General features: G+C 62.4%; 25 protein-coding genes. 14 read left to right on the top strand and 11 right to left on the bottom strand.

Features of this window, described 5'->3' with window-relative positions:
• Positions 1-161: 161 nt before the first annotated feature.
• The 5 genes from rimK (at position 162) to tpiA (ending at position 4,686) form a co-directional block, all read left to right on the top strand.
• The gene (gene rimK / locus JQ863_RS09270; RefSeq protein WP_204114000.1) at positions 162-1,574 is read left to right on the top strand and encodes a 30S ribosomal protein S6--L-glutamate ligase; all 1,413 of its coding nucleotides are present in this window, start codon (positions 162-164) and stop codon (positions 1,572-1,574) included.
• Between the two features lie 113 nt (positions 1,575-1,687).
• A complete protein-coding gene (locus JQ863_RS09265; protein ID WP_204113999.1) occupies positions 1,688-2,050 on the top strand; it encodes an SUF system Fe-S cluster assembly protein in 363 nt (120 codons plus the stop codon).
• Positions 2,051-2,149: 99 nt separating this feature from the next.
• Positions 2,150-3,358, top strand: coding sequence for a glycerophosphodiester phosphodiesterase family protein (locus JQ863_RS09260; RefSeq protein WP_420826270.1), 1,209 nt, complete (start codon positions 2,150-2,152; stop codon positions 3,356-3,358).
• Positions 3,359-3,480: 122 nt separating this feature from the next.
• Complete coding sequence (locus tag JQ863_RS09255) at positions 3,481-3,876, top strand: HesB/IscA family protein (protein ID WP_204113997.1); 396 nt, start codon at positions 3,481-3,483, stop codon at positions 3,874-3,876.
• Positions 3,877-3,936: 60 nt separating this feature from the next.
• The gene (tpiA, locus tag JQ863_RS09250; RefSeq protein ID WP_204113996.1) at positions 3,937-4,686 is read left to right on the top strand and encodes a triose-phosphate isomerase; all 750 of its coding nucleotides are present in this window, start codon (positions 3,937-3,939) and stop codon (positions 4,684-4,686) included.
• A 266-nt stretch (positions 4,687-4,952) separates the two neighbouring features.
• Here tpiA and JQ863_RS19440 read toward each other — a convergent pair whose 3' ends face one another.
• The 6 genes from JQ863_RS19440 to JQ863_RS09220 all read right to left on the bottom strand — a co-directional run bounded on the left by JQ863_RS19440 (position 4,953) and on the right by JQ863_RS09220 (position 12,336).
• On the bottom strand, positions 4,953-5,516 hold the full coding sequence (locus tag JQ863_RS19440) for a hypothetical protein (RefSeq protein WP_239113249.1): 564 nt from the start codon (positions 5,514-5,516) through the stop codon (positions 4,953-4,955).
• A 278-nt stretch (positions 5,517-5,794) separates the two neighbouring features.
• Positions 5,795-7,171 (bottom strand): TRAP transporter large permease, encoded by a 1,377-nt coding sequence (locus tag JQ863_RS09240; RefSeq protein ID WP_204113995.1) that lies wholly within the window; start codon positions 7,169-7,171, stop codon positions 5,795-5,797.
• A 3-nt stretch (positions 7,172-7,174) separates the two neighbouring features.
• Positions 7,175-7,864 (bottom strand): TRAP transporter small permease, encoded by a 690-nt coding sequence (locus JQ863_RS09235; RefSeq protein ID WP_204113994.1) that lies wholly within the window; start codon positions 7,862-7,864, stop codon positions 7,175-7,177.
• 122 nt (positions 7,865-7,986) lie between these two features.
• Complete coding sequence (locus tag JQ863_RS09230; RefSeq protein WP_204113993.1) at positions 7,987-8,991, bottom strand: DctP family TRAP transporter solute-binding subunit; 1,005 nt, start codon at positions 8,989-8,991, stop codon at positions 7,987-7,989.
• Between the two features lie 364 nt (positions 8,992-9,355).
• Positions 9,356-10,582: a sigma-54-dependent transcriptional regulator gene (locus JQ863_RS09225; RefSeq protein ID WP_204113992.1), complete on the bottom strand. Its 1,227-nt coding sequence runs from the start codon at positions 10,580-10,582 to the stop codon at positions 9,356-9,358.
• On the bottom strand, positions 10,579-12,336 hold the full coding sequence (locus JQ863_RS09220) for a sensor histidine kinase (protein WP_204113991.1): 1,758 nt from the start codon (positions 12,334-12,336) through the stop codon (positions 10,579-10,581). The genes JQ863_RS09225 and JQ863_RS09220 overlap by 4 nt, the downstream gene beginning before the upstream one ends.
• 126 nt (positions 12,337-12,462) lie before the next feature.
• Between JQ863_RS09220 and JQ863_RS09215 the strand changes: the two genes are divergently transcribed.
• Entirely contained in the window at positions 12,463-13,644 is a 1,182-nt protein-coding gene (locus JQ863_RS09215) for a cytochrome P450 (protein WP_204113990.1), read from the top strand.
• A 90-nt stretch (positions 13,645-13,734) separates the two neighbouring features.
• Here the strand turns inward: JQ863_RS09215 and JQ863_RS09210 are convergent, their stop codons facing one another.
• Positions 13,735-14,196 (bottom strand): Lrp/AsnC family transcriptional regulator, encoded by a 462-nt coding sequence (locus tag JQ863_RS09210; RefSeq protein WP_204113989.1) that lies wholly within the window; start codon positions 14,194-14,196, stop codon positions 13,735-13,737.
• A gap of 144 nt (positions 14,197-14,340) precedes the next feature.
• On the opposite strand from JQ863_RS09210, the gene cysG reads away from it, so the two are divergent.
• The 6 genes from cysG (at position 14,341) to JQ863_RS09180 (ending at position 19,885) form a co-directional block, all read left to right on the top strand.
• A complete protein-coding gene (gene cysG, locus JQ863_RS09205) occupies positions 14,341-15,750 on the top strand; it encodes a siroheme synthase CysG (protein ID WP_204113988.1) in 1,410 nt (469 codons plus the stop codon).
• 1 nt (position 15,751) lies between these two features.
• Positions 15,752-16,063: a DUF2849 domain-containing protein gene (locus JQ863_RS09200; protein ID WP_204113987.1), complete on the top strand. Its 312-nt coding sequence runs from the start codon at positions 15,752-15,754 to the stop codon at positions 16,061-16,063.
• Positions 16,056-17,723: a nitrite/sulfite reductase gene (locus tag JQ863_RS09195; RefSeq protein WP_204113986.1), complete on the top strand. Its 1,668-nt coding sequence runs from the start codon at positions 16,056-16,058 to the stop codon at positions 17,721-17,723. The genes JQ863_RS09200 and JQ863_RS09195 overlap by 8 nt, the downstream gene beginning before the upstream one ends.
• Positions 17,713-18,507, top strand: coding sequence for a phosphoadenylyl-sulfate reductase (locus JQ863_RS09190; RefSeq protein ID WP_204113985.1), 795 nt, complete (start codon positions 17,713-17,715; stop codon positions 18,505-18,507). The genes JQ863_RS09195 and JQ863_RS09190 overlap by 11 nt, the downstream gene beginning before the upstream one ends.
• Positions 18,504-18,917 carry a DUF934 domain-containing protein gene (locus JQ863_RS09185; protein WP_204113984.1) on the top strand — a complete coding sequence of 138 codons (414 nt, stop codon included), beginning with the start codon at positions 18,504-18,506 and terminating at the stop codon, positions 18,915-18,917. The genes JQ863_RS09190 and JQ863_RS09185 overlap by 4 nt, the downstream gene beginning before the upstream one ends.
• Positions 18,918-19,027: 110 nt before the next feature.
• Positions 19,028-19,885 carry a ferredoxin--NADP reductase gene (locus JQ863_RS09180; protein WP_204113983.1) on the top strand — a complete coding sequence of 286 codons (858 nt, stop codon included), beginning with the start codon at positions 19,028-19,030 and terminating at the stop codon, positions 19,883-19,885.
• Positions 19,886-19,977: 92 nt separating this feature from the next.
• Here JQ863_RS09180 and JQ863_RS09175 read toward each other — a convergent pair whose 3' ends face one another.
• Both JQ863_RS09175 and JQ863_RS09170 read right to left on the bottom strand, forming a co-directional pair.
• Positions 19,978-20,583: a PIN domain-containing protein gene (locus JQ863_RS09175; RefSeq protein ID WP_204113982.1), complete on the bottom strand. Its 606-nt coding sequence runs from the start codon at positions 20,581-20,583 to the stop codon at positions 19,978-19,980.
• 361 nt (positions 20,584-20,944) lie between these two features.
• A complete protein-coding gene (locus JQ863_RS09170) occupies positions 20,945-21,559 on the bottom strand; it encodes a hypothetical protein (RefSeq protein WP_204113981.1) in 615 nt (204 codons plus the stop codon).
• A gap of 193 nt (positions 21,560-21,752) precedes the next feature.
• On the opposite strand from JQ863_RS09170, the gene infC reads away from it, so the two are divergent.
• Positions 21,753-22,301 (top strand): translation initiation factor IF-3, encoded by a 549-nt coding sequence (gene infC, locus JQ863_RS09165; RefSeq protein WP_204115116.1) that lies wholly within the window; start codon positions 21,753-21,755, stop codon positions 22,299-22,301.
• 70 nt (positions 22,302-22,371) lie between these two features.
• Entirely contained in the window at positions 22,372-23,022 is a 651-nt protein-coding gene (locus tag JQ863_RS09160; RefSeq protein WP_239113248.1) for a class I SAM-dependent methyltransferase, read from the top strand.
• A 78-nt stretch (positions 23,023-23,100) separates the two neighbouring features.
• Here the strand turns inward: JQ863_RS09160 and JQ863_RS09155 are convergent, their stop codons facing one another.
• Entirely contained in the window at positions 23,101-23,883 is a 783-nt protein-coding gene (locus JQ863_RS09155; protein ID WP_204113980.1) for an FAD binding domain-containing protein, read from the bottom strand.
• Between the two features lie 13 nt (positions 23,884-23,896).
• On the bottom strand, positions 23,897-26,260 hold the full coding sequence (locus tag JQ863_RS09150) for a xanthine dehydrogenase family protein molybdopterin-binding subunit (RefSeq protein ID WP_204113979.1): 2,364 nt from the start codon (positions 26,258-26,260) through the stop codon (positions 23,897-23,899).
• Between the last annotated feature and the right edge of the window lie 89 nt (positions 26,261-26,349).

Genomic DNA, 26,349 nt, shown 5'->3' with positions numbered 1-26,349 from the left:
CTCCCTAGCCCGCCCGTGTCCCCGGCGACACGGGCACGGCCTTTGCCGCTTTCACCCGCGATTTCCCCGCTTGCCCCGTTCCTCTGCCCATGCCACAGGCGGGCAACCGTGCCGTTTGGCACCGACTCACCTGACATGACATTGCCAACCGGAGACCCGCGATGACCGAGTCCGCCCCCCAATTGCTGCGCCTTGGCTGGGAAGAATGGGTCAGCCTGCCCGATCTCGGCCTGCCCGCGATCCGCGCCAAGGTCGACACCGGTGCGCGCACATCCGCCTTGCAGGCCACCCATATCGAACCCTTCGGCCCCGCCAATCGCCCCAAGGTGCGCTTTGCCGTGCATCCGGTTCCGGGCGACGAAACCCTGTTGATCCCCTGCTCGGCCGAGATCATCGACCGGCGCGAGGTCACCTCGTCCAATGGCGACAGCGAGATGCGCTTCGTGATCCGCTCGACCCTGTCGGTGGGCGGGCGCGACTGGCCGGTTGAGCTGACACTGACCGACCGGCGCGGTATGGCGCTGCATATGCTTCTGGGGCGGCAGGCACTGGGCGAGCATGTCGCCGTGGTGCCATCCGAGCGGTTCTGCCAGCCGGAACTGGAGTACTCGGTCTATGCCAGCCCCGCGATCCGCAAGACCGCCCCGGCCCGCGCCCTGCGCATCGCCGTTCTCAGCCGCGAGAACAACTATTCCACCCAGCGCCTTGTCGAAGAAGGTGAAAAGCGTGGCCATACGGTCGAGGTGATCGACACCACCCGCTGCTACATGGCGATCAATGCGCTGGCACCGGAAGTGCATTACGACGGCAAGCGCCTGCCCCGCTATGACGCGGTCATCCCGCGGATCGGCGCGTCGATCACGCAATACGGCACCGCCGTCCTGCGCCAGTTCGAGACGCTGGGCACCTATTGCGTCAACGGTTCCGATGCGATCACCGCCAGCCGCGACAAGCTGCACGCGCATCAGGTGCTGGCACGCCACAAGATCGGCATGCCCGCCACCGCCTTTGCCTCGTCCCCCAAGGACACGCGCAACCTGATCGACATTGTCGGCGGCGCGCCGATGATCGTGAAACTGCTGGAAAGCACCCAGGGCAAGGGCGTCGTTCTAGCCGAAACCAAGAAGGCCGCCGAATCCGTGATCACCGCCTTCCGGGGCTTGCGCGCCAATTTCCTCGTGCAGGATTTCGTCAAGGAAGCCGCGGGCGAGGATATCCGGTGTCTCGTGATCGGCTCGAAAGTGGTGGCGGCGATGAAGCGCACCGGGGCCGAGGGCGATTTCCGGTCGAACCTGCATCTGGGCGGCAAGGCCCAGAAAGTCCGCATCACGAAAGAAGAACGCGACGCCGCCGTCCGCGCCACCCGCGCCTTTGGCCTTGGGCTGGCCGGGGTCGACATGCTGCGATCGGACAGCGGGCCGAAGGTGCTTGAGGTGAACTCGTCCCCCGGATTGGAAGGGATCGAGGCCACGTCCGGCAAGAACATCGCCGCATTGCTCTATGACCAGATCGAGGCCCGCGCCCGCCCTGCCCCGTCGCGCCGCCGCATCGCCAAGGCGGGACAGGCGGGATAGCCACGGGAATAGCCCGGCTGCGGCATTTTCTGCACCGGGCCGCTCTGGACCTTGCCGGGTCAATTCCCTATATCTTCGCTCAGGAATATGAACCACTGACCCTAGGAAGCCCCATGGACCACGCCACCGATCCCGTTGAAGGCACCCCGCTGATTGCCCCCTCAAGCGTCGATCACCCGCTGCACGAGGCCACGGTCGAGGCCTGCCGCTCGGTCTATGACCCTGAGATTCCGGTCAATATCTATGACCTCGGCCTGATCTACACGATTGCCATCTCGGACGAGAACGACGTCAGCGTCGTGATGTCCCTGACCGCGCCCGGCTGCCCCGTCGCGGGCGAGATGCCGGGATGGGTCGAAGAGGCCGTCGGTTCGGTGCCGGGCGTGAAATCGGTCACCGTCGAACTGACCTGGAACCCGCCGTGGGGGATGGAGATGATGTCCGACGAGGCGCGCCTCGAACTGGGCTTCATGTAAGCGTTACCCAGCCGTCACCGAAATCTGACAGAACCATCGCGGCGGTGTCACATTCCGCCGCCAGAAGTGCGCGCATCCAACACCTAATGGAGAGTGATGATGCTTCGCACCACCCTGCTGGCCGCTGCCGCCAGCCTTCCTGTCATGGCCTTCGCATCCGAGGTCGAGCTGGGCCCGCGCCCCTATTACCTGATCGACCAGATGGCCGATGGCCCGCTGAAACAACAGCTGGACGCCTGCCGCGACATGGACTTCCGCCCGCACCCGTTCTCGATCGGGCACCGCGGCGCGCCGCTGATGTTCCCGGAACACACCGTTGAATCGAACCGCGCCGCCGCGCGCATGGGGGCCGGCATCCTGGAATGCGACGTGACCTTTACCAAGGACAAGGAACTGGTCTGCCGCCACGCCCAGAACGACCTGCACACCACCACCAACATCCTGGCCACCAACCTTGCCGACAACTGCACCGCCGGCTTCACCCCGGCCGCTGGCGACGCCAAGGCATCGGCCGAGTGCCGCACCTCGGACATCACCCTGGCCGAGTTCAAGACGCTGAACGGCAAGATGGACGCGGCTAACGGCACCGCCACCACGGTCGAGGCCTATCTGGACGGCACCGCAGGCTGGCGCACCGATCTTTATGCCACCAAGGGCACGCTGATGACCCATGCCGAGTCGATCGCCCTGTTCAAAGAGCTTGGCGCCAAGTTCACTCCCGAACTGAAATCGCCCTCGGTCGAGATGCCCTTTGACGGTTTCACCCAGGAAGATTACGCCCAGAAGATGATCGACGAATACAAGGCCGCCGGCATCCCCGCATCGGATGTGTGGCCGCAGTCGTTCAACCTTGACGATGTGCTTTACTGGATTAAGGCCGAGCCCGAGTTCGGCAAACAGGCCGTGTTCCTGGATGACAGCTATAATGACGCGGGCTTCGACCCCAACGATCCGTCCACCTTCCGTCGCCCGATGGCGGAACTGGCCGAGGCAGGCGTGCAGTATATCGCCCCGCCGATGTGGATGCTGGTCACCGTCGAAAACGGCCAGATCGTGCCCTCGGCCTATGCCGAGGAAGCCAAGGCTGCCGGTCTGAAACTGATCACCTGGACGCTGGAACGCTCGGGGCCGCTGGAAAACGGCGGCGGCTGGTATTTCCAGACCGTCAAGGACGTCACCAGCAACGACGCGATGTATTTCGAACTGATGCATGTGCTGGCACAGGATGTCGGGGTCGAGGGCATTTTCTCGGACTGGCCCGCCACCGTCACCTATTACGCCAATTGCATGATGGCCGAAGCGTTCTGATCTCCCCTGTCGGAAACGTGACGCCAACTGCGGCCCCGCGGGTGGAAAACCCCGCGGGGCCGTCTTGATGTGGCGCGTGGTCTGACCTATTTTGGGAGGGCACAAAGGAGCATCTGAAATCCATGTTTGGTATTCCCGGCAAACAGGCTGTGACCATGACCCCCCGCGCCGCGGCGCAGATCGCCCGGCTGATGGCGAAGAACGGGCATGAGGGCTTGCGCATCGGCGTCAAGAAAGGCGGCTGCGCGGGCATGGAATACACCATGGACTACGTCACCGAGAAAGACCCCCATGACGAGGTCGTGGAACAGGACGGCGCGCGCGTGCTGATTGCACCGATGGCCCAGATGTTCCTGTTCGGCACCGAGATCGACTATGAGGTCTCGCTTCTGGAATCGGGCTTCAAGTTCAACAACCCGAACGTGACCGAGGCCTGCGGCTGCGGCGAGTCGATCAAGTTCGAGGACATGGAGCCCCCGGCCCCGGCCGACGCGGGCGGACCGCCCAAACTTTCTTGACCTTTGGGCAACTTGCGCCGACAAAAGCCTCGACAATTCATTGATTGAGGAAATGGGCGGATGCGGCGGAAACTGGCAGCGGGCAATTGGAAGATGAATGGCACGGGCGCGGCCCTGTCCGAGCTTGAAAAATTGGCCCAAACGCCTGCTACTTCTCAGACCGATATCCTGATCTGCCCGCCCGCGACCCTTATCAGCCGCGCCGCCGACACGCTTGCCGGAACCGCCATTGCCCTTGGCGGGCAGGACTGCCACGCGCTGGAATCCGGCGCGCACACCGGCGACATATCCGCGCAGATGCTGGCCGATGCCGGGGCGTCGATGGTGATCCTTGGCCACAGCGAACGGCGCGAGGATCACGGCGAACGCGACGAGGATGTGCGCGCCAAGGCCCGTGCCGCGATCGACGGCGGACTGACCGCCGTGATCTGTGTGGGCGAAAGCCTGGCCGAGCGCGAAGCCGCCAATACGCTCGACATCATCGGCGGCCAGTTGGCCGGATCGATCCCCGATACGGCTACCGGCGAAAACCTTGTCATTGCCTATGAACCGATCTGGGCCATCGGTACCGGCAAGGTGCCGACCATCGCGCAAATCGGCGAGGTGCATGATTTCATCCGCGCCCGGCTGGAGCGCCGCTTTGGGGAAGGCGTCGGCCGCTCGACCCGCATTCTTTACGGTGGCTCGGTCAAACCCGACAACGCCGCCGAGATTTTCTCGGTTCCCAATGTCGACGGCGCGCTGGTCGGCGGTGCCAGCCTGAAGGCGGCAGATTTCAGCGCCATCATCGCCGCGCTGGACGCGGCGTGACCTTCATTCTTGCACAAATACTCAAATGAAAAGGACGGCCACGGGAACCAAGCCTCTCGCCAGTATTTTGTAATGTGGGTGCCGCCGAAACGGTGCGCATTTTTATTGCTTCCTTCATAATGACACTATATACAGTTCAACGAGACGACAGACCGGCTGCAACAGCGTCTCCCCGCCTTTGCAAGAAGGTCCACGCGCGAGCGAGATATCAAAGTGGAAGCTGGATCCTAGGGCTGCCTTCGGGCAGCCCTCTATCGTTTTGGGGCTTACCTCCGGGCAAATCGAATAGCTCGTCCCATATAAGTGTTTTGAATCAAAACAGAAAAACGAATAGAATTTGGGTTCTCCGGTGGGAGATATCCTGAGGCCGAAGCACGGTATGCGCTCTCAATTCGAAGCAAAACATGCTTGTTTCGCTTGCCGCCACTCTTTTTCAATTCAAAAAACACATGGTAGCGATCATTCCGAAAAGGAGTGTCGACGGTCAGGTAAACATAGTTCCTTTCTTCCCAGGTTTGAAAAACCTTGGTGTTCGGGAGATTTTGAATGATCCCCGGAAGGTAGAGAGCATCCTGATAGCGATTCGGGCAAAACACCCTGTTATCGAAACAAACGTGAGTTGCCGGGTCAGTATCAGTTGCGCTGCGCGTGAACACATGCGGAGAGTAGACTGCTCTGATCTTCCGGGCATTTCCGTCAGGTGTGATGCAAAGGAATTCATGAGGCTCAAGATGGGAAAGGGCGACTTCCTTTCCGGCGTAGTAGAACGGATCCCAATACTTCTTGGTGGTGCCCGGTTGTCCCGCCTGGTTATTTGATCCTGAAGCCATCTTGTCCTGAGTGCACAATGTAAACATGCAGAACTAAGGGAAAAAACAGAATCATTTCAACCACAAAAGAGGCAGTGGAAAGCACTTATTGAGGCCTGCCGCGGATTGTTGCGAGACATACCTCACCTGTCATCTCTAGTTTGAGGTTCGTTCAAGCTAGGTTCTCAGGCGATAGGTTGGCCACTTTGTGACCAACCAAAGAAATACTACAGCAACTTTGGTGAGAGGCGGCGCCGGGAAACCGGGCCGCCCTTCTCTGTTTTCACTGTCCGAAAGTGTTATTTCGTTATGATTTCCGGTCCCATGAAGGTTGTCGGCAACCATGTCGACAGGAACGGGATATAGGTCACCATGATCAGGAAGACGAAGAGAACCGCCAGGAACGGCAGGGCCGCGCGGACCACGTTCATCATCGGCATACCCGCAACGCCCGAGGTCACGAACAGGTTCAAACCCACCGGCGGCGTGATCATCCCGATCTCCATGTTCACCACCATGATGATGCCCAGATGGATCGGGTCGATGCCCAGTTCGATCGCAATCGGAAAGACCAGCGGCGCGACGATCACGATCAGGCCCGAGGGCTCCATGAACTGACCGCCGATCAGAAGGATCACGTTCACGATGATCAGGAACACGATCGGGCCAAACCCGGCGTCCAGCATGGCCCCGGCGATGCTTTGGGGGATCTGCTCGTCGGTCAGCACGTGTTTTAGGATCAGCGCGTTGGCGATGATGAACATCAAGGTGATGGTCAGTTTGCCCGCCTCGAACAGCGTGTCGCGCGTGTCGCGGTGGAAAAAGGCCGTCACCAGCGCGATGGGTTTCTGCAACAGGGTCTTGTGCGGCTGCCCGTCCTTGCCCGACAGCGGCCCCATGTCACGATAGACAAAGCTGGCGATCAGGAAGGCATAGATCGCGGCCACGGCTGCGGCTTCGGTCGGGGTGAAGATCCCGCCATAGATGCCGCCCAGGATGATGACGATCAGGAACAGGCCCCAGCCCGCCTCGCGGCCCGACTGGAACACCTCGCCCCAGCCTTTCCACTCGCCCTTGGGCAGGTCGCGCATGACGGCGATGATATAGATCGTGGCCATCAGCATGGTGCCGGCCAGGATGCCGGGAATGACACCCGCCAGGAACATCCGGCCCACCGACACGTCGGTGGCGGAGGCATAGACCACCATCACGATGGACGGCGGGATCAGGATGCCCAATGTCCCTGCGTTGGCGATGACACCGGCGGCAAAGTCCTTGGTATAGCCGACCTCACGCATCCCTGCGATCACGATCGAGCCGATGGCGACCACGGTTGCCGGGGACGAGCCCGAGAGTGCGGCAAACAGCATGCAGGCAAACACACCCGCGATGGCCAGACCGCCGGGGAAATGCCCCACGATGGCGATCGAGAAACGGATGATCCGCCGCGCCACCCCGCCGGTCGACATAAAGGACGACGCCAGGATGAAGAACGGAATGGCCAGCAGGGTATAATGCCCCGCCATCGCCTGGAATAGCGACTGTGCCACGGCTGCCAGAGAGGTATCCGACAGAACCAGCAGGAACAGGATCGACGACAGGCCCAGCGAGATCGCGATCGGCACACCGACCAGCATCAGGCCAATGACCATGGCAAAGAGAATGACGACGTCCATGGATCAGTCCTCGCGGTTCATATGCGCCACCTCGTCGACGGCGTCTTCGGCTTCGTGGCTGACGATCAGGCTGTCATTCTCACCGGTCCAGATCCGCACACCGGCCTGGATGAAACGAAACAGCAGAAGCGCACAGCCGATGGGCAGGATGGCATAGGGGATGAAACGCGGCATTTTCTCGTAATGCTCGCCCTCGTTCATCAGGGGTTCGATCCAGCGCAGGATCTCGGGCATGGGAAGTTCAAGAACCTCGTACCAGCCGCGATAGGACGTGCGCTTCATTTCCTCGAACCCGGTCGGGAACCAGTGGCCCGTTGTCTGGGGAAGGTTGGCGAAGTTGGCCCAGTAGTCCCAGGCGCCCTTCATCAGAAGCGCGGCATAGAAAATGCAGAGCGCCGCGGCAAACAGCGCCAGAAGGCGGCGCACGGGCGCTGAGAACAGGTTCACCACCGCGTCGACACCCAGGTGGGCCGTGACCTTGACCGCGTAGGAGATGCCGAACAGCACCAGCCACGCAAACAGGAACGACACCGCTTCCAGACCCCAGGTCAGACCCGTCTGGAAGCCATAGCGCAGCACCACGTTGATGAAAGTAATGATGGTCATCAGACCCAGGATGACGGCGATGGCCGTCTCCTCGAATTCGTTCACGAAACGGCCAAGCGGCGTCTTCGCGTGATAATGGGCAGACATGGCTGTCCCCTTGTCCCGAGTGTGTCCCGTAAAGCCTGCGATCCGGTCGGAATGTGCCTGACCCGGCTTGAAGAATACCCGGCCGCGCGACTGGCACGGCCGGGTATCCGGTCCCCTAAGGGTTACATCGCGGCGTTGATCGCCTGCGCCGCGTCGATGTTTTCCTGACCGACGTCGTCGCGGAACTGCTCCCACACCGGTTTCATCGCATCGACCCATTCCTGACGCTGCTCAGGGGTCAGTTCGCGGATCACCGATCCGGCATCCAGAACCGCCTGACGCGCGTCCGAGTCGACCTTGCCAACGGCTGCGTTCCGCTCGGTGGTGACTTCCGAAAGGATGGTCGCCAGCTGGTCACGCACATCGGCGTCCAGCGAATCCCACCAGTCGGTCGAGGTCACGACCATGTAGTCGATGATGCCGTGGTTGGTTTCGGTGATGCCGTCCTGAACCTCAAAGAACTTCTGGCCATAGATGTTCGACCAGGTGTTTTCCTGACCGTCCACGACGCCGGTTTGCAGCGCGCCATAGACTTCCGAGAAGGCCATGGGCTGGGGCGAAACGCCGATCGCTTCCATCTGTGCCTTGATTACTTCCGACGGCTGGACTCGGAATTTCAGGCCCGCGGCGTCAGAGGGCGAATTCAGCGGCTTGTTGGCCGACATCTGCTTCATGCCGTTGTGCCAGAACTGCAGGCCCAGAAGACCACGGCGGGCCATCGATTCCTTCATCGCCTGGCCGGTTTCCGAGTTCTGGAACGCGTCCACGGCTTCGATGTTCTTGAACATGAAGGGCAGGTCGAAGATGCGGAACACCTTGGTGAACTGCTCAAACTTCGACAGCGACGGCGCGGCCAGCTGGACGTTGCCCTGCAGGATGGCTTCCAGAACCTGGTCATCGTTGTAGAGGGTCGAGTTCGGGTAGACCTCCATGCAGGCCTTGCCGTTCATCTCTTCGTTGACACGCTCCATCAGCAGCGACGCGGCGATGCCCTTGGGGTGCTTGTCGCTGTTGGTCACGTGGCTGAACTTGATGACGACTTCGCCTTCGTCACAGGCGGCCGAGGCGGCGGTGGCGCCGGTGACGGCAAGGGCCAGCGCGGTGGCGGCGGTGGTCAGGAATTTCATGTGGGTCTCCTCCCAATGGTCAAAAATCAGTCATGTCGCCCCCGGTTTGGGCGCTACGTCGGGAAATGTGACGCCACGGCAGAATTCACTCAATCTTTTGTTACCGGACAAAACGCGCCCCCTGTTTAGGCCGGTTTTTCATGGTCTTAGAGCGATCTCTTGAAGTGCCGAAATCTCCGCGCCGCAGCATTCGTGCGGAAACCCGCACGCGCGATGCAGGGCGTTGTGCGGAAATCCGCACAAGCAGGGAAAGGTCAGGAATTCCCGAATCGGCCCTCGGGACATCGGACGAATCGACTCACGACACCCACTGTTTGCGCTAACGTATTGACGAGCAACGGAAAGCCAAATGTCGCGGGATGTATCAGCGGAAATCCTCGGGCTTCAGCCCGTGTTTCGCCAGCTTGTCATAGAAGGTCTTGCGCGGCAGTTTCAGCGCCTCGGCCGCCGCCGCCGCCCGCCCCTTGTGATTGCGCAGGGCCAGCGCCAGAAGCGAGCGTTCGACCTGCGCCATCTGCTCGGCCAGCCCAAGATCGGTGGCGGGTACCTCGTCCCCCTGCAACCCAAGGGCAAAGCGCATGGCGTGGCTCATCAGGGCGCGGGCATTGCCGGGCCAGTCCCGCGCCATCAGCCCCGAGATGACATCCGGCGTGATCTCGGGCGGCTTGACGCCGGCCTGTTCCGCCGCCTGCGCGACATATTGGCGGAACAGCACCGGGATATCCTCGGGCCGTTCGGACAGCGCCGGAATACGCACCTCCATCGCGTCCAGCCGGTAATAGAGATCGCCGTGCAGACGGCCATCCTCGACCGCGCGGCCCAGATCGGCGGTGCTGCCGGCGATCACGCGCGGCGGGTTGCCCTGTTCCAGCCGCTCCATCAGCGCGAATTGCGTCTCCATCGGCAAGGCGGCGATTTCATCGAGAAACAGGCTGCCGCCCTCGCAGTCGTCGATGGTTTGCAACAGTTCGACCCGCCCCAGCCCCGACGAGGCTTTCTTGGCGAAAGGCCATTTCGATTGCGGTGAACAGAGGTGGATCACCTCGGCCACCTTGGAAATCCCCACCCCCGGCGCGCCGGTGACAAGCACCGAGGCGTTGACACGAGCCACCGACCGCACCCGTTGGCGCAACTCCTCGGCCAGATGGGACGAGCCGAAGATCATCCGCGCCGCCGCGTCGCCGGTTTCCAGCTGCGCCTTCAGGCGGCGGTTTTCCAGAACCAGCCGCCGGGTGGTCAGCGCCCGTTCAATGACCGCGATCAGGTCTTTTGGCGCGCAGGGTTTTTCAAGGAAGTCAAACGCCCCCTGCCCCATGGCCCGCACCGCCATCGGAATGTCGCCCTCACCGGTCAGAAGGATCACCGGCAATTCCGGGTCGGTCTTGTGGGTGAAATCCAGCAGGTGAAACCCGTCGCGCCCCGGCATACGGATATCCGAGACGATGACCCCGTCGAACTCGGCCGAGATATGGTCCTTGGCCTCGATGAAGGACCCGGCTGTGGTCGCGTCGAAATCGGCAAGGTCAAGCGTCTGGCTCAGCGCCTCGCGGACGGCGGCGTCATCATCGACCAGCAACACTTTCCGGGTCATGCCGCCTGTTCCTCTTGCCAGCGTTCCAGTTCCACCGAAAAGCGCGCGCCCTCTTCGGTGTTCATGCCCCGGATATTGCCGCCGAAGCTTTGGACCAGCCCATAAGAGATCGACAGCCCAAGGCCAACCCCCTCGGCCGCGCCCACGGCCTTGGTGGAAAAGAACGGGTCAAAGATCTTTTCCGGCTCCTTGATGCCGGGGCCGGTGTCGCTGACATGGACGGTGACGCGCGCGCCTTCCTCGACCGTCAGGTGCAGGGTGCGGCGGGCGCTGTTTTCCATCGCGTCGGCGGCATTGGTGATGAGGTTGACCAGCACCTGCCCCAGCCGCACCTCGCCGCCGCGCACCCAGACCGGGTGGTGGGGGCGTTTCCAATGCACCTTGATGCGGTCCTTGGTCAGCCGGGTCTCGGTCAGTTCCAACGCGGTGTCGATCACGGCGACGATATCGACCCGCCCCATCGGTTCATTTTCGTTGCGGGCAAAGGACCGCAGGTTGCGGATGATCCGCGCCATGCGCGCCGCCATCTTCGAGATGCGGCCAAGGTTCTCGGCCGCCTTCTCGGGCTTGCCGCGCTCCATGAACAGGGCGCCGTTTTCGGCAAATTGCTGGATCGCCATCAGGGGCTGGTTCAATTCGTGGCTGATCCCCGCCGACATCTGCCCCAGCGCCGACAGCTTGCCCGCCTGCACCAGTTCCGCCTGCGCCCTTTTCAGCGCGGCCTCGGCCTCTTGGCGTTCGCTGATCTCGTGGCGCAGGACGGTGTTGGTTTCCGAGAGTTCGCGGGTGCGTTCGGCCACGCGTTCCTCAAGAACAAGGTTCGCCTCGAACAGAACCCGGCGGCGCTGCATCGCCTGATACAGAACCAGACCGAAGATCAGGAACACCGCGGCCGCAACCGCCGCCTGCAACCCGGCCAGCCGTCGGGCGGGGGCGATGTCGACAATCGCCTCACCCTGCATGCCGATCACCGGCAGGGGTTTGACGATATGCAGCGCCTGCGTCGGCAGATACGGCCCCCAGTCCAGTTGCCAGATTTCGCGCCCGTCCATCAGGCGGCTTTCGAACGGCGGGGTTTCCCCTTGCGGCGGCGTCAACCCGGCCTGCCCTTCGGCGCGCTTCCAGAACAGCATTTCCGAGCGGTTGGAGATAAAGACCTCGCCGCGATCATCGACGAACAGGACCGCCGGACGATCGCCGCGCCATTCCCATTCGACATATTCGACATCGACAATGACGGTCAGAACCCCGATCACCCGGCCATCGACCCCGAAGGTCGGCGCGGCGAAGTAAAAGGCACGGCGGTCGAAGCGCGGGCTGCGGGCATGGGCCGCACCAAGCGCCCCGTGCAGGGCGCGGCGAAAAAACGGCTGTTCCTGCAACAGGGCATAGACCGGGTCGTCGGGCTGCGCCGAGGCCAGAACCGCCCCGTCGCGGTCGGCATAGATCAGATCGAGCGCCGAAGTCTTGTCGGCTGCGGCGCGCAGCAGCTGCTCGGCGGTGTCGCGGTCGCCCGCCCCCCTGGTCAGCGCCACCAGTTCCGGCCGGTCCGCCATTAGAACCGCCAGTTCGCGATAGCGCTGCAACTGCGCCGTCAGCCGGTCCGAGGCCAGCGCAAGGTCGGCCTCGCCCCGTTGCGCCACCTGCGCGATCGCCTGACTCAGCCCAAAGCGCCAGACCCCGGCGGCAGCGACCACCGCCAGAAAGGTGAAAAGCGCGAGAATCGCAAATCTGTGGCGCACCAGGGCTGTCATGCTGCAAACACTAAAGCGTTTCGAGGCAAACGTGAATCACCAGTTTGACCTGCCCCCCGCGAAAGGCGCAAACACCGCCCGACTTGCCCCTTGCAATGCCCCCCGGAAGAACGGCAAATGTGGCCGATGAAACATCTCTCGCAATCCCCGACCGACCCGGATTTTGTCCAGAACCCCTATCCGTTCTATGAGCGCGCCCGCACGGGCGGCGATCTGTTCTTCTGGGAAGAATACGGCATGCCCGCCGCCGTCGGGCTGGACCTTGTGAACGCGATCTTCCGGGACCGCCGCTTCGGTCGCGAGGTGCCCGAGGAGAAACGGACACCAGTGCCGGATCACCTGACGCCGTTTTATGACATCGAGGCGCATTCGATGCTGGAACTGGAACCGCCCCGCCACACGCGGCTGCGGTCGCTGGTGCTGCGGGCGTTTACCTCGCGTCGGATCAAGGAACTGGGGCCGGATATCGAGAGCCTGAGCCATGCGCTGATCGACGGGTTCCCGGACGGTGAGTTTGACCTGCTTGCCGCCTTTGCCGATCCATTGCCGGTGACGATCATCGCCCGGCTTCTGGGTGTGCCGGAAGAGATGGGGCCGCAATTGCTGCGCTGGAGTCACGACATGGTGGCGATGTATCAGGCCAGCCGTACATCTGAGACGGAACTGGCTGCGGCGCGGGCGTCGTCCGAGTTTGCAGATTTCATCCGCGACTATATCAACAGCCGCCGCAGGGTGCCCGGCGATGACCTTCTGACCCACCTGATCGCCGCCGAGGAAGCGGGCGAGAAGCTGACCACGGACGAGTTGATCACCACCTGTATCCTGCTCTTGAATGCCGGTCACGAGGCCACGGTTCACGGGCTGGGCAACGCGGTGAAAACCATTTTGGAACAGGATGTTGTGGCGGCTTTCTCAAGTGGTGACGGGATCGACCTCGCGGTTGAGGAAACCCTGCGTTTCGACCCGCCGCTGCATATGTTCACCCGCTGGGCCTATGAGGATATCGAGATTGGCGGGCATGCTTTCAAACGCGGCGATCAGGTGGCGCTGTTGCTGGGCGCGGCGAACCGCGACCCCAAGGCGTGGGACGCGCCAGAGAGGTTCGACCCCACCCGCCCGATCAGGACCAACATGGCCTTTGGCGGCGGCCTTCATTTCTGCGTCGGCGCTCCGCTGGCACGGCTGGAGATGCAGATCGCGCTGCCGATCCTGTTTGATCGCTGTCCGGGGCTGACGCTGGTCGAAACGCCGCGCTATGCCAATGTCTATCACTTCCACGGGCTGGAACGGTTGATGGTGGCGCGCTGAGGCGCAAGACCGGGGGCCAGCCCCCGGACCCAGGCAAGAACCGGGGGCCAGCCCCCGGACCCCCGGTGTATTTCCGACCAGCAAAAAGGGTCAGAGCGGCAGGCTGACCGTCGACTTGATCTCTTCCATCGACAATAGCGCGGTCACGTTATGCACGCGGACCTCAGAGATCAGCGCCTGGTAAAAGGCGTCATAGGCGCGGGCATTGGCGACGCGGACTTTCAGAATATAGTCGATATCCCCCGCCAGCCGGTGCGCTTCCTGCACCTCGGGACGATCCTGAAGGGCTTTCAGGAACTTGGCCTGCCAGTCGGCCTCGTGTTCGCTGGTGCGGATCAGGACGAAGAAACAGGCTTCGAATCCAAGCGCCTCGGCATCAAGCAGAACCGTCTGCTGGCGGATCACCCCGGCCTCGCGCAGCTTGCGGATCCGGTTCCACACGGGCGTCTTCGACGACCCGACGCGCTTGGCGATTTCATCCAGCGACTGCGCGGCGTCACGCTGCAACTCGCCAAGGATTTTCCGGTCCATCTGGTCTATGCGAAACGACATTCCTGTTTCCCCCGATTTCACGAATTCTCTCTTACATTGTTGCGCCGAAAAGAACAAGCGTTTCTATTTTTGCGCAGACCTAGCGCAAAACAGGGACAATTTCCTATATTGCACCCAAGGAACGTGAGAGGGAATTGAAGGGCCATGCGGCACTTTCCGGTATATCTGGATCTGAAGGGACAAAGGATCGTCCTGTCCGGCGGCGGTGATGCGGCGCTGGCAAAGCTGCGTCTTTTGATGAAGACCGAAGCCCGGATCGAGGTTTTTGCCCAATCCCCCGCCCCTGAACTGACCGCCTGGGCGCTGGACGGGCAAATCGCGCTGCACCGTCGGCTGATCGAGCGCGGCGACTTTTTCGGCGCGGCGCTGGCCTATGCCGCCGACGAGGATGACGCGCTGGACGCCCGCACCGCGGCCTTTGCCCGCGCCGAGCGGGTGGCGCTCAATGTGGTCGACAATCTGGATGACAGCGATTTCATCACCCCGGCCATCGTTGACCGCGACCCGGTGACCATCGCCATCGGCACCGAGGGCGCGGCCCCGGTTCTGGCGCGCGCGCTGAAGGCCGAGCTTGAGGAACGGCTGTCCCCCAAGCTGGGCCTCCTGGCCCGTGTCGGCCAGGGGTTCCGCAAGGCCGCCGATGCGCTGCCCTTTGGCCGGGCGCGGCGCGACTTCTGGGCGGATTACTATTTCAACGCCGGACCGCGTGCCGCCGATGGCGGCAAGGACGCCCTGAAGGGGGCGCTCGATGACCTTCTGGCCGACCACCTGTCGCGTGATGCGGCGGCGGGTCATGTCGCCTTTGTCGGTGCCGGCCCCGGTGATCCCGAACTTCTGACCTTGAAGGCGCGCAAGCTTCTGGATGCCGCTGACGTGGTCATTCATGACCGGCTGGTGACGGGCGAGATCCTTGAACTGGCCCGCCGAGAGGCGTTGATGATCGACGTCGGCAAGACCGGGTTCGGCCCGTCAACGCCGCAGGAAAAGATCAATGCGTTGATCGTGGAACATGCCGCGAAAGGCGCGCAGGTCGTGCGTCTGAAAGGCGGCGATGTCACCGTGTTTGGCCGTCTCGACGAAGAGATCGACGCCTTGGACGCGGCGGGCATCAGCTGGCATATCGTGCCGGGCATCACTGCGGCCTCGGCCTCGGTTGCCGCGATCGGGCAAAGCCTGACGAAACGGGGGCGCAATGGCTCTGTGCGGTTCCTGACCGGGCATGACATGAAGGGCTTTGCCGACCACGACTGGAAGGCGCTGGCCGCCCCTGGAGAAGTGGCCGCGATCTATATGGGCAAGAAAGCCGCGCGTTTCGTGCAGGCGCGCCTGCTGATGCATGGCGCGGCGCCCGAAACCCCGGTCGCCATTGTCGAAAACGTCACCAGACCCGAGCAGCGGGTTATTTCCACTCCCCTCGCGACCCTGCCCGCTGCTCTGGCGGACGCGGCGCCCGAGGCCCCGGCCCTGATCCTTCTTGGCCTTGCCCCGCGCGCCGCGTCCGCCCCCGAAAACAACACACGTGAAACCACCACTCGCGAACAGGAGCTTGCCTGATATGGCCCGAGCCTTCACCCCGAAAGTCGTGACCGCGAATGCCCTGATCGAGGGCGACGTGATCTATCTGACCGAGGACGGTCAATGGACCCGAGAATTGTCGGAAGCCGCGCTTCTGACCGATGAGGCGGATGCGCAGCTGCGTCTGCTTGAGGCGGAACAGCAGCAGGGCGCCATTGTCGGCGCCTATCTTGCCGATGCGGTGGCCGGGCCGGATGGCCGCCCCGCGCCGACCCATTTCCGCGAAGAGTTCCGGCGCACCGGACCTTCCAACTATTTCCATGGCAAACAGGCGGAGGATCGTCATGTATAAGTATAACGAATTTGACACGGCCTTCCTTGCCGAGCGCAACCGCCAGTTCCGGGCCCAGGTCGAGCGCCGCATTTCCGGCGCGCTGACCGAGGACGAGTTCCGCCCCCTGCGCCTGATGAACGGGCTGTATCTGCAGTTGCACGCCTATATGCTGCGGGTCGCGATCCCCTATGGCACGCTGAACTCGGCCCAGATGGACACGCTCGCGCTGCTGGCCGAGAAGTGGGACAAAGGCTATGGCCATTTCACCACCCGCCAGAACATCCAGTACAACTGGCCCAAGCTGACCGATGTGCCGGATATGCTGGACGCCCTGGGCGAGGTTGGCCTGCACGCGATCCAGACCAGCGGCAACACGATCCGCAACGTGACCGCCGACCATTTCGCAGGCGCCGCGGCGGATGAGATCGAAGACCCCCGCCCGATCGCCGAATTGCTGCGCCAGTGGTCCACCGACCACCCGGAATTCCAGTTCCTCGGCCGCAAGTTCAAGATCGCCGTGGGTGCCGCCGAGCATGACCGCGCGGTTCTGAAGGCGCATGACCTTGCCGTGCGCGTGGTGAAGAATGACGCCGGTGAGACCGGATACCAGATCCTTGTCGGCGGTGGTCTGGGCCGCACGCCGATGATCGGCAAGGTGCTGAACGAGTTCCTGCCGCGCGAAGACCTGCTGCCATACGTCGAAAGCGTGCTTCAGGTCTATAACGTGCTGGGTCGGCGCGACAACAAGTACAAGGCGCGGATCAAGATCACCGTGCATGAGAACGGCATCGACACCATCCGCGAGATGGTCGAGGCGCGCTTCCCTGCGAACAAGGCGGCCTATCAGGGCTATGACGTGAAGCTGTTCGAAGACATCAAGGCGCATTTCGCGGCGCCGGATTACCTGAATGCATCGGTGGCGCCGTTTGAAGCGGCCTATACCAACGATCCAGTGTTCCGCTCGTGGGTCGATACCAATATCGCCACGCACAAGAACCCCGACTACGCGATCGTCACGATCTCGATCAAGAAACACGGGGACACGCCGGGCGACGCCACCGCCGAGCAGATGCGCGTGATGGCGGCGCTGGCGCGCGAGTTCGGTCATGACGAGCTGCGCATCAGCCACGAACAGAACGTGATCCTGCCGCATGTGCATAAATCGCTGTTGCCGGCGGTTCATGCCCGCCTGAAGGAACACGGGCTGGCGACCGCCAATATCGGGCTGATCTCGGATATCATCGCCTGCCCCGGCATGGACTATTGCGCCTTGGCGACGGCCCGTTCGATCCCGGTCGCAGAGCAGATCGCGACCCGGTTTGACGAGTTGAAGCTGGAGCATGACATCGGCCATCTGCAGATCAAGATCTCGGGCTGCATCAACGCCTGCGGCCACCACCATGTCGGTCACATCGGCATCCTTGGTCTGGATCGCGCCGGGGTCGAAAACTATCAGATCACCCTGGGCGGCGACGCCACCTGGGACGCCCATATCGGTGAGCGTGCCGGGCCGGGTTTTGCCTATGACGAGATCGTTCCGGCGATCGAACGGCTGGTGCTGGCCTATCTCGACCTGCGGGAAAGCGACGAGGAAACCTTCCTTGCCGCCTATCGCCGCCTTGGTGCGGCGCCGTTCAAGGCCGCTCTTTACCCAGAGGCACGGGCCAATGCCGCATGATGTGATTGACGGGGCATCCTCGTCCATTTCGCTTGTCGCGCCGGGGCCTGCGGCCCCGAACCCGCTGCAGGACAAGGTGGACGCGCTCAATGCCCGCTACAAGCACCATTCCGCGACCTCGGTGATCGAGGCCGCGCTGAATGACCCGGATGCGGGGAAAGTCGCGCTGGTGTCGTCCTTCGGGGCGGAATCGGTGGTGCTGTTGCACCTTGCCGCGATGGTGGACAGGAACGTGCCGGTGCTGTTCATCGACACCGAGATGCTGTTTGCCGAAACCCTGGTCTATCAGGCGGAACTGGCCGAGAAGCTGCATCTGCAGAACCTCAAGATCATCCGCGCGTCCGAGGCGACCGTTGCCGCCGAAGACCCCGATGGCACGCTGCATCAGCGCGACACCGATGCCTGCTGTTCATTGCGCAAGACCCGCCCCTTGCAAAAGGCGCTGCGCGAATATGACGGCTGGATCACCGGGCGCAAGCGGTTCCAGTCCGGCACCCGCGCCGCGCTGGATTTCTTCGAGGTCGAAGAGTTTACCGGCCGGATCAAGGTCAACCCGCTGGCCCACTGGGCGCCCGAAGACGTGCGCGCCTATATGGAAGAAAACCGCCTGCCCCGGCACCCGCTGGTGGCCAAGGGCTATCCATCGATCGGCTGTGCGCCCTGCACCAGCCCGGTGAAGGAAGGCGAAGACCCCCGCTCGGGCCGCTGGCGCGGGCAGAACAAGGATGAGTGCGGCATTCACATCATTGATGGAAAATTTGTCCGCCAAGGAGCAAACGCATGACTGTGATCGTAACCGACAAGGGCTTTGGCCCCGATGACTGGACCGGCGGGTTCACCGAGGCAAGCGAAGCCGCCAATGACGTGGTGGCACTGGACCTCGGCTCGGACGCCGATGCCGAAACCGTGGCGCTGACGCCGGCACTTGAAATGGTGCGCGTGGACTTTCCGTCCTTTGCCGATGGCCGTGGCTTTACCATTGCCCGCCGCCTGCGCCAGCGCGGGTTCACCGGGCGCCTGCGCGCCAAGGGCCATGTGATTTCCGACCAATACGCCATGGCGCGGCGGTCGGGCTTCGACGAGGTCGAGATCTCGGACGAACTGGCCGCGCGCCAGCCCGAAGCCGAGTGGCAGTTCCGCGCGGATCACACCGCGCATGACTATCAGTCGCGCCTGCGCCGCGCCGCCACGTAAACCCGCCAACGCATCGCAACTTTGAGATATGTCAAGGACGCGGCGCGCTGACGCCTTCTATTCCTGCCACCAGATGATATGAGGGGCGGCAAGCCCGCCTTGTGACCCAGATGAATGAGCAAACACCCGTGACCGACGCATCCGCCGCCCCCGCTACCAAAGTGCCCGCCCTGCCCGACGCCCAGACCGTCACCGAGGTCAAGCACTATACCGACCGCCTGTTCTCGTTCAAATGCACCCGGCCCGCGTCGCTGCGGTTCCGATCGGGTGAGTTCGTGATGATCGGTCTGATGGGCGACCCCGACCCCAAGACCGGCAAGCAGAAGCCCCTTCTGCGCGCCTATTCCATCGCCTCGCCGTCGTGGGACGAAGAGCTTGAGTTCTATTCGATCAAGGTGCCGGATGGCCCGCTGACCTCGAAATTGCAGCATATCAAGCCCGGCGATGAGATCATCCTGCGCCCGAAACCCGTCGGCACGCTGGTCCATGACGCCCTGCTTCCGGGCAAGCGCATCTGGTTCTTTGCCACCGGCACCGGCTTCGCGCCCTTCGCCTCGCTCCTGCGGGAACCACAGACCTATACCGATTACGACGAGGTCATCATCACCCACACCTGCCGCGAGGCCGGAGAGCTGACCTATGGCCGCGAAATCATCGAGTCGCTGAAAGAGGACGAGCTTCTGAACGAGGTGATCGGCGAAGGCTTCTGGAAGAAGATCAAATATTACCCGACCACGACGCGCGAAGAGAGCGCCAAGATGGGCCGGATCACCGACCTGATCAACTCGGGCGAAGCCTACGCCGACCTCGGCGTCGAACCGCTCAACCCCGACAACGACCGCGCCATGATCTGCGGCAACCTGGCGTTCAACCTTGAACTGAAGGACATGCTGGAAGCGGCAGGCCTTGAAGAAGGCGCCAATTCCAAACCGGCACAATACGTGGTCGAAAAGGCGTTTCTGGACTGATCCGAGCAGTCACTTGAGCTTAAAAGCCCCGGCGTAATGGCCGGGGCTTTTTTGTTTGACGGACGGGGTGATGTGAGGGCAGGACGAAGTGGTCAATGTCGGACAATGCCGGGGCCATAGCTAATGGACTGATCATTGACGAGAACGTGTCCTCGTCTCTTTAACTCGTCAACTAGCTCTTCCAGATTATCTTGATCCAAAGTCTTCCTGAATAGCGCGTTCACGGTTCCTTTGAGGGTTTTGATCCTTCTTGGGCGCGCAGTCCCTCTGGCCCTCAAGCTGTCAACTATCGCTTCGATCTTCTGGTCCAGCGAGTCCGCATTAGAAATTTTGACGAATGGGATCTCGGACAGATCAACATGACGTAAGGCGTGGATCTTCTGCTTCCGCATATGTTCAATCAGTGGGTCGAAGCCTTTGTCACGAGAAATCACGTGGAAGTACGCATTGGTATCCTTGGCTGCAATTTCGCCCATATGGAACGCGATATGAAAGTCCAATGCGTTCGCTCCATTCCCGGTTATCTTCTGATAACTCGCGTTTTCCCCCAGATCTTGAAGTGCGGTGGCAAAGTCAAAAGGCACACTCTTTTGGTTGGCCCCTACGAAGATCACTAACGTAAAGGCATGGCCTCGAAGCAACCCGAGGTTCTTGGGTTGAACATTCTCGAAATCGACCAGGATATAGTTGTTTTTCAAAGGTTTTGCTCCAATACAGCCCCAACGAAAACAGACTTTGGGAACAAGTCAAGTCGGTTCGATTTTTTCTTTCAGGACGCAAAGTGGTAACAGCCGCTTTGCCCCGACCCCAATCATGCGACTGCTCCCGAACACACCCACGCCATGATCCGCAAGTACCTGGCATTCAACTTCGAACTCAAGGACAAGCGGTTGGCGACGGGAATGAAAGAGGACGCCAATTGCGCCCCAAGCCCTTGGTGATCGAAATGGCGTGCTCCGATTATACGACCCCGACTGATTTCAGAGACCACCCACTCCCGACAGCGCAACAAAAAAGGCCGCCCGGCATGGGCGGCCTTTGTCGTTTTGTATGAGCGCGTTACTCCGAGGCTTCGGTGGTCGGCAGTTTCTTCTTGGTGGTATCCACCGCGTCCTTCACGGCCTCTTCCGCCGCATCCTGGGCCGCGTCGCTGGTGGCGTCTTCCATGGCGTCCTTGGCGGCGTCCCCGGCCGCGTCGACCGCCTCATCCGCCGGTTTCACCATCTCTTCGACGGCGCTGGCGGCGTCTTCTGCGGCCTTGTTCACGCCGTCGGCCATCGCGTCGCCGGCCTCCGAGGCCGCCTTGGTTGCGTCCTCGACCATCTCGCCGGCTTTGGCGGTGGCGTCATCGACCATTTCACCGGCCTTCTCCGCGGCTTCGTCGACGGCGTCCTTGGCGGCGTCAACCGCCTCGCCTGCGCTTTCCTTGGCGGCGTCAACCGCGCCTTCGACCTCTGTCTTGGCCTCTTCGCTCATCTCTTCGGCCTGATCGACCAGTTCCTCGGCCTTGTCCTTGATCTCTTCGGTGGCGATCCCGGCCGCATCCTTCAGGTTCTCGCCCGCGTCCTTCATCGCGTCCCCTGCGGTCCGCTCTTCGGGCTGCATCGCGGTATAGGCGTAATAGCCACCTGCCGCGACACCCGCCGCCAGCACGATCCAAATCAGGTTTTTCATGACAATTCTCTCCGTTGTCCAATTTCCGGGTGTTCGCTCCCCGGCCGTGGCAACACATGGTCGGAAGCGGCCTCGACCTCAAGGGGGAAAGTCACGAGTTTCCCGTCACTCCCAGCAGGAATCCGCTTGTAAGGCGGTGGTTCGCCCACTAATTTAGGCACCTGTCAACAATAGCTATCGAAGGAACGAAACCATAGCCCGCAGACCTCATAACGCGCCCCCGCAGCGCGATACCGGCCCCCGAGTCAACGACCGCATCCGTGCGCCCGAAATCCGCCTGATCGGCGCGGATGGCGAGAATGTCGGCGTCGTTCACCCTCGCGAAGCGCTCGCGATGGCGGAAGAGGCCGGACTCGACCTGGTGGAAATCTCTCCGAACGCCAATCCGCCGGTCTGCAAGATCATGGATTTCGGCAAGTTCAAATACGAACAGCAGAAACGCGAATCCGAAGCCCGCAAGAAGCAGAAGATCATCGAGGTCAAAGAGGTCAAGTTCCGCCCCAACACGGACACCCATGACTATGACGTGAAGATGCGCAACGTCTTCAAGTTTCTCGAAAATGGCGACAAGGTGAAGGTTACCCTGCGCTTCCGTGGCCGCGAGATGGCGCACCTGAACCTGGGCCGCGAACTGTTGGAGCGCGTCGCCGAGGACGTCAAGGACATCGGCAAGGTCGAGAACATGCCGAAGATGGAAGGCCGCCAGATGATCATGATGATCGGCCCGCTTCCGCAGAAGTGATCGCCATCGACACGTGATTATTTGAACGGTCCGGCTCGTCCGGGCCGTTTTTCGTTTGAGAGGGACGCAAATGTCAAAACCGAACAGAGTCCAGGCCAAATTCCAGGATCGCGGATTGTCCATGTGGGAAGGCCGGTTCGCAGCGTCCGACAGCTATGTCTTTGGCACCGATCCCGCCGCCTTTCTGACCGATCATGCGCAATTCCTTGAAAAAGGCGCCCGCGCGCTGGTCCTTGCCGATGGCGAGGGGCGCAATTCTGTGTGGATGGCGCAGCAGGGGATGGACGTGACCGCGCAAGAGTTCTCGCCCACCGCGCTTGGACGCGCCCGCGCCCTTGCCGACCAGAGGGGTGTTGCGCTTGATCTGGAACAGTCCGACATTTTTTCGCGCGACTGGGCGCCCGAACGCTTCGACCTTGTCGCCGGGATCTTCATCCAGTTCGCAGACCCAGAGGGCCGCCGCCGGATCTTCGACGGCATCAAGCGAACCCTGAAACCGGGCGGGCTGGCCCTGTTGCACGGCTACACGCCGAAACAGATCACCTATGGCACCGGCGGCCCGCCCTTTGCCGACAACATGTATTCAGAGGTCATCCTGCGCGGCGCCTTTGCCGGGTGGGAGGTTCTGGAGTGCCGCGAATACGACCGTGATATCCGCGAAGGCCGGGGCCATGCCGGGATGTCGGCGCTGATCGACTTCGTCGCGCGCAAACCCGCCTGACACCGCACCAGACATGAAAAGGGCGCCGGAAAACCCCGGCGCCCCTTCTTTCTTGCGCAAATACTCGCGCCGCAGGCACTAGCCGATCGCGGCCACCGCGCGTTTGGTCAAGACCCGCACCAGATGCGCGCGGTATTCACGCGACCCGTGCAGGTCCTCGATCATGATCGCCGGGTTCGGACGCAGGTCCATCAGCGCGTCCTCGCGGAATTCCTTGTTCAGGGCTTCCTCGGCCTCGCTCCAGCGATAGGCGCCATCCTCTGACGCCCCGGTCACGCCGACACGCACCCCGTTCGCGGTGCGGGCGACAAAGACCCCGACCAGTGCGAATCGAGAGGCGGGCTGCTCGAACTTCTGATAGTTCGCGCCCCCCGGTGGTACGTCGATGCGGACCGAGGTGATGATCTCGCCCTCTTCCAGCGCGGTGGTGAACATGCCCTGGAAAAAGTCATCCGCCGCGATCTCGCGCGTGTTGGTGATGATCGTCGCCCCCAGCGCCAGCATCGCCGCCGGGTAATCCGCCGACGGGTCATTGTTGGCAAGGCTGCCGCCGATGGTGCCGCGATTGCGGACCGCCGGGTCGCCGATATTGGCCGCCAGCGCCGCCAGCGGCGCACAGGCGTCCGCCGCGACCTCGGCATGGGTGGCCCCGCCGCCGATGGTCAGCACACCACCCTCGATCGAGACGCCTTTCATCTCGGCGATCCCCGACAGGCTGACCAGTTTCGACGGGCTTGCCAGCCGCTGTTTCAGCGTCGGGATCAGGGTCTGCCCCCCGCCCAGCGCCTGCGCGTCCTCGTCCTGCAAGGCGGCCACGGCCTCGGCAATGGTGGAAGGTCTCTCAAAGTCGAATGCATACATGATCTGTCCTCCCTCAGGCGTTCATCGCCGACCAGACCCGCGAGGGCGAAACCGGCATGTCGATATGGTCCACGTTCTTGCCGCCCGATTGCAGCGCGTCGATCACCGCGTTCACCACGGCAGGCGGCGAGCCGATGGCCCCGGCCTCGCCACAGCCCTTCACCCCAAGCGGGTTGTGGGTGCAGGGTGTCTGGCTGGAATGGTCGACTGTATAGAACGGCACGTCGTCGGCGCGCGGCATGGCATAGTCCATGTAAGACCCGGTCATCAGCTGGCCGTCCGCGTCATAGACACAGTTTTCCAGCAATGCCTGGCCGATGCCCTGACCGATCCCGCCATGGACCTGCCCGTCAACGATCATCGGGTTGATGATGTTGCCGAAATCATCCGCCGCGGCAAAGCGTTCGATGGTGACCTTGCCGGTCTCGGGGTCCACTTCCACCTCGCAGGCATAGGCGCCCGCCGGGAAGGTGAAGTTCGCCGGATCATAGAAGGCGGTTTCTTCAAGCCCCGGCTCCACCTCTTCCAGCGGGAAGTTGTGGGGCACATAGGCCGTCAGGGTGACATCGCCCCAGGCGACCGACTTGTCGGTGCCGGCAACGCTGAACACGCCGTCCTTCAACTCGATATCGGCATCAGACGCCTCAAGCAGGTGCGCGGCGATTTTCTTGGCCTTGGCGATCACCTTCTCGGTTGCCTTGACCATGGCCGAGCCGCAGACCGCAAGCGAACGCGAGCCATAGGTGCCCATGCCGAACGGGATCTTCGAGGTATCGCCATGCACGATCTCGATCATGCTCTCGTCGATACCGATCATATCGGCGACAACCTGCGGGAAGGCAGTTTCATGCCCCTGCCCGTGGCTATGTGCCCCAACCATGACCGAGATTGACCCGGTGGCGTTCACCCGCACCGTCGCGGCATCATAAAGCCCGGCGCGCGCGCCCAGCATGCCGACGATGTTCGAGGGCGCGATACCGCAGGCCTCGATATAGCAGTTCACACCCAGCCCGCGCAGCTTGCCCTTGGCTTCGCTCGCAGCACGCCTTGCGGCGAAACCTGCGAAATCGGCCGCGGCCTCAAGCTTGTCCATGGTGCCGTGGTAATCCCCGGTGTCATAGGTCAGCGCGACCGGCGTGTCATAGGGGAACTCGGTGATGAAGTTCTGACGGCGCAGGGCAACCGGGTCGACGCCCAGTTCGCGCGCGGCCTTGTCGATCACCCGTTCGATCTGGAACGTCGCCTCGGGACGGCCCGCGCCGCGATAGGCATCAACCGGAACCGTGTTAGTAAAGACCGCCTTCACGTTCACCTGGATCGTCGGCGTCTTGTAGTTCCCCGCCATCAGCGTCCCGTGCAACCATGTCGGCACCGAGGACGAGAAGGTCGACAGATACGCCCCCATATTGGCCAGCGTATTGGTGCGCAGCGCGGTGAAGTTGTTGCTTGCGTCCAGCGCCAGTTCGATCCTGGTGACGTGGTCGCGCCCCTGGGCGTCCGACATGAACGCCTCGGACCGGCTTGCCGTCCACTTCACGGGCCGGTTGATCGCCTTGGCCGCGAAAGTGACAAAGGCTTCCTCGGCATAGTGGAAGATCTTGGTGCCGAAACCGCCGCCCACATCCGGCGCCACCACGCGGACCTTGTGTTCGGGCAGGCCCAGCACGAAGGCGCACATCAACAGCCGGATCACATGCGGGTTCTGGCTGGTGGTATAGAGCGTATGCTCGTCCGTGCCACGGTTGTAATCCCCCACCGCCACGCGCGGCTCCATCGGGTTGGCGACAAGGCGCTGGTTCACCAGTTCCAGCGTGGTGACATGGGCGGCGCTGTCGAAGGCCGCCTGAACCGCCGCGTCGTCGGTTTCCCCCAGAACCCAGTCGTAACACAGGTTTGAGGTCAGATCGTCATGCACCTTGGTGGCGCCATCTGCCAGCGCCGCTTTCATGTCGACGACGGCGGGCAGGTCATCGAGGTCGACCTCGATCGCCTCGGCCGCGTCGCGCGCCTGTTCATAGGTGTCGGCAATCACGGCGGCAATGGGATCACCCACATGGCGCACCTTGCCCTGGGCAAGGATCGGGTGCGGCGGTTCCTGCATCGGTTCCCCGTGCCGGTCGGTCACACCCCAGCCACAGGGCATGCCGCCAACGCCTTCGAAATCCGCGCCAGTGAAAATCCGCACCACGCCGGGCATCGCCTCGGCCGCGCTGGTGTCGATCCCGTTGATCTTTGCATGGGCGACATCAGAGCGCAGGAAATGCACATAGGCCTGCCCGTTCACGTTGATGTCGTCTGTATAATTCCCGGCCCCTGTCAGGAACCGCACGTCTTCGCGCCGCTTGGGGCTGGCGCCTATGCCATGGTCCTTTGGCATCTCAATCCTCCCTGAAGGCAATTGCGGGCCACGCCCGCCCCCTTCTTTCTTGTCCAAATACTCAATTCCGCCACGCCTCCTCCCGGCGC

Source organism: Shimia biformata (genome assembly GCF_016888515.1).
Lineage (GTDB): Bacteria > Pseudomonadota > Alphaproteobacteria > Rhodobacterales > Rhodobacteraceae > Shimia_A > Shimia_A biformata.
This window is presented reverse-complemented; position numbering and strand designations above follow the sequence as displayed.

Coding starts and splice junctions, on each gene's coding strand:
- rimK (WP_204114000.1), top strand. CDS start 162: ATGACCGAGTCCGCCCCCCAATTGCTGCGCCTTGGCTGGGAAGAATGG.
- JQ863_RS09265 (WP_204113999.1), top strand. CDS start 1,688: ATGGACCACGCCACCGATCCCGTTGAAGGCACCCCGCTGATTGCCCCC.
- JQ863_RS09260 (WP_420826270.1), top strand. CDS start 2,150: ATGCTTCGCACCACCCTGCTGGCCGCTGCCGCCAGCCTTCCTGTCATG.
- JQ863_RS09255 (WP_204113997.1), top strand. CDS start 3,481: ATGTTTGGTATTCCCGGCAAACAGGCTGTGACCATGACCCCCCGCGCC.
- tpiA (WP_204113996.1), top strand. CDS start 3,937: ATGCGGCGGAAACTGGCAGCGGGCAATTGGAAGATGAATGGCACGGGC.
- JQ863_RS19440 (WP_239113249.1), bottom strand. CDS start 5,516: ATGGCTTCAGGATCAAATAACCAGGCGGGACAACCGGGCACCACCAAG.
- JQ863_RS09240 (WP_204113995.1), bottom strand. CDS start 7,171: ATGGACGTCGTCATTCTCTTTGCCATGGTCATTGGCCTGATGCTGGTC.
- JQ863_RS09235 (WP_204113994.1), bottom strand. CDS start 7,864: ATGTCTGCCCATTATCACGCGAAGACGCCGCTTGGCCGTTTCGTGAAC.
- JQ863_RS09230 (WP_204113993.1), bottom strand. CDS start 8,991: ATGAAATTCCTGACCACCGCCGCCACCGCGCTGGCCCTTGCCGTCACC.
- JQ863_RS09225 (WP_204113992.1), bottom strand. CDS start 10,582: ATGACCCGGAAAGTGTTGCTGGTCGATGATGACGCCGCCGTCCGCGAG.
- JQ863_RS09220 (WP_204113991.1), bottom strand. CDS start 12,336: ATGACAGCCCTGGTGCGCCACAGATTTGCGATTCTCGCGCTTTTCACC.
- JQ863_RS09215 (WP_204113990.1), top strand. CDS start 12,463: ATGAAACATCTCTCGCAATCCCCGACCGACCCGGATTTTGTCCAGAAC.
- JQ863_RS09210 (WP_204113989.1), bottom strand. CDS start 14,196: ATGTCGTTTCGCATAGACCAGATGGACCGGAAAATCCTTGGCGAGTTG.
- cysG (WP_204113988.1), top strand. CDS start 14,341: ATGCGGCACTTTCCGGTATATCTGGATCTGAAGGGACAAAGGATCGTC.
- JQ863_RS09200 (WP_204113987.1), top strand. CDS start 15,752: ATGGCCCGAGCCTTCACCCCGAAAGTCGTGACCGCGAATGCCCTGATC.
- JQ863_RS09195 (WP_204113986.1), top strand. CDS start 16,056: ATGTATAAGTATAACGAATTTGACACGGCCTTCCTTGCCGAGCGCAAC.
- JQ863_RS09190 (WP_204113985.1), top strand. CDS start 17,713: ATGCCGCATGATGTGATTGACGGGGCATCCTCGTCCATTTCGCTTGTC.
- JQ863_RS09185 (WP_204113984.1), top strand. CDS start 18,504: ATGACTGTGATCGTAACCGACAAGGGCTTTGGCCCCGATGACTGGACC.
- JQ863_RS09180 (WP_204113983.1), top strand. CDS start 19,028: ATGAATGAGCAAACACCCGTGACCGACGCATCCGCCGCCCCCGCTACC.
- JQ863_RS09170 (WP_204113981.1), bottom strand. CDS start 21,559: ATGAAAAACCTGATTTGGATCGTGCTGGCGGCGGGTGTCGCGGCAGGT.
- JQ863_RS09160 (WP_239113248.1), top strand. CDS start 22,372: ATGTCAAAACCGAACAGAGTCCAGGCCAAATTCCAGGATCGCGGATTG.
- JQ863_RS09155 (WP_204113980.1), bottom strand. CDS start 23,883: ATGTATGCATTCGACTTTGAGAGACCTTCCACCATTGCCGAGGCCGTG.
- JQ863_RS09150 (WP_204113979.1), bottom strand. CDS start 26,260: ATGCCAAAGGACCATGGCATAGGCGCCAGCCCCAAGCGGCGCGAAGAC.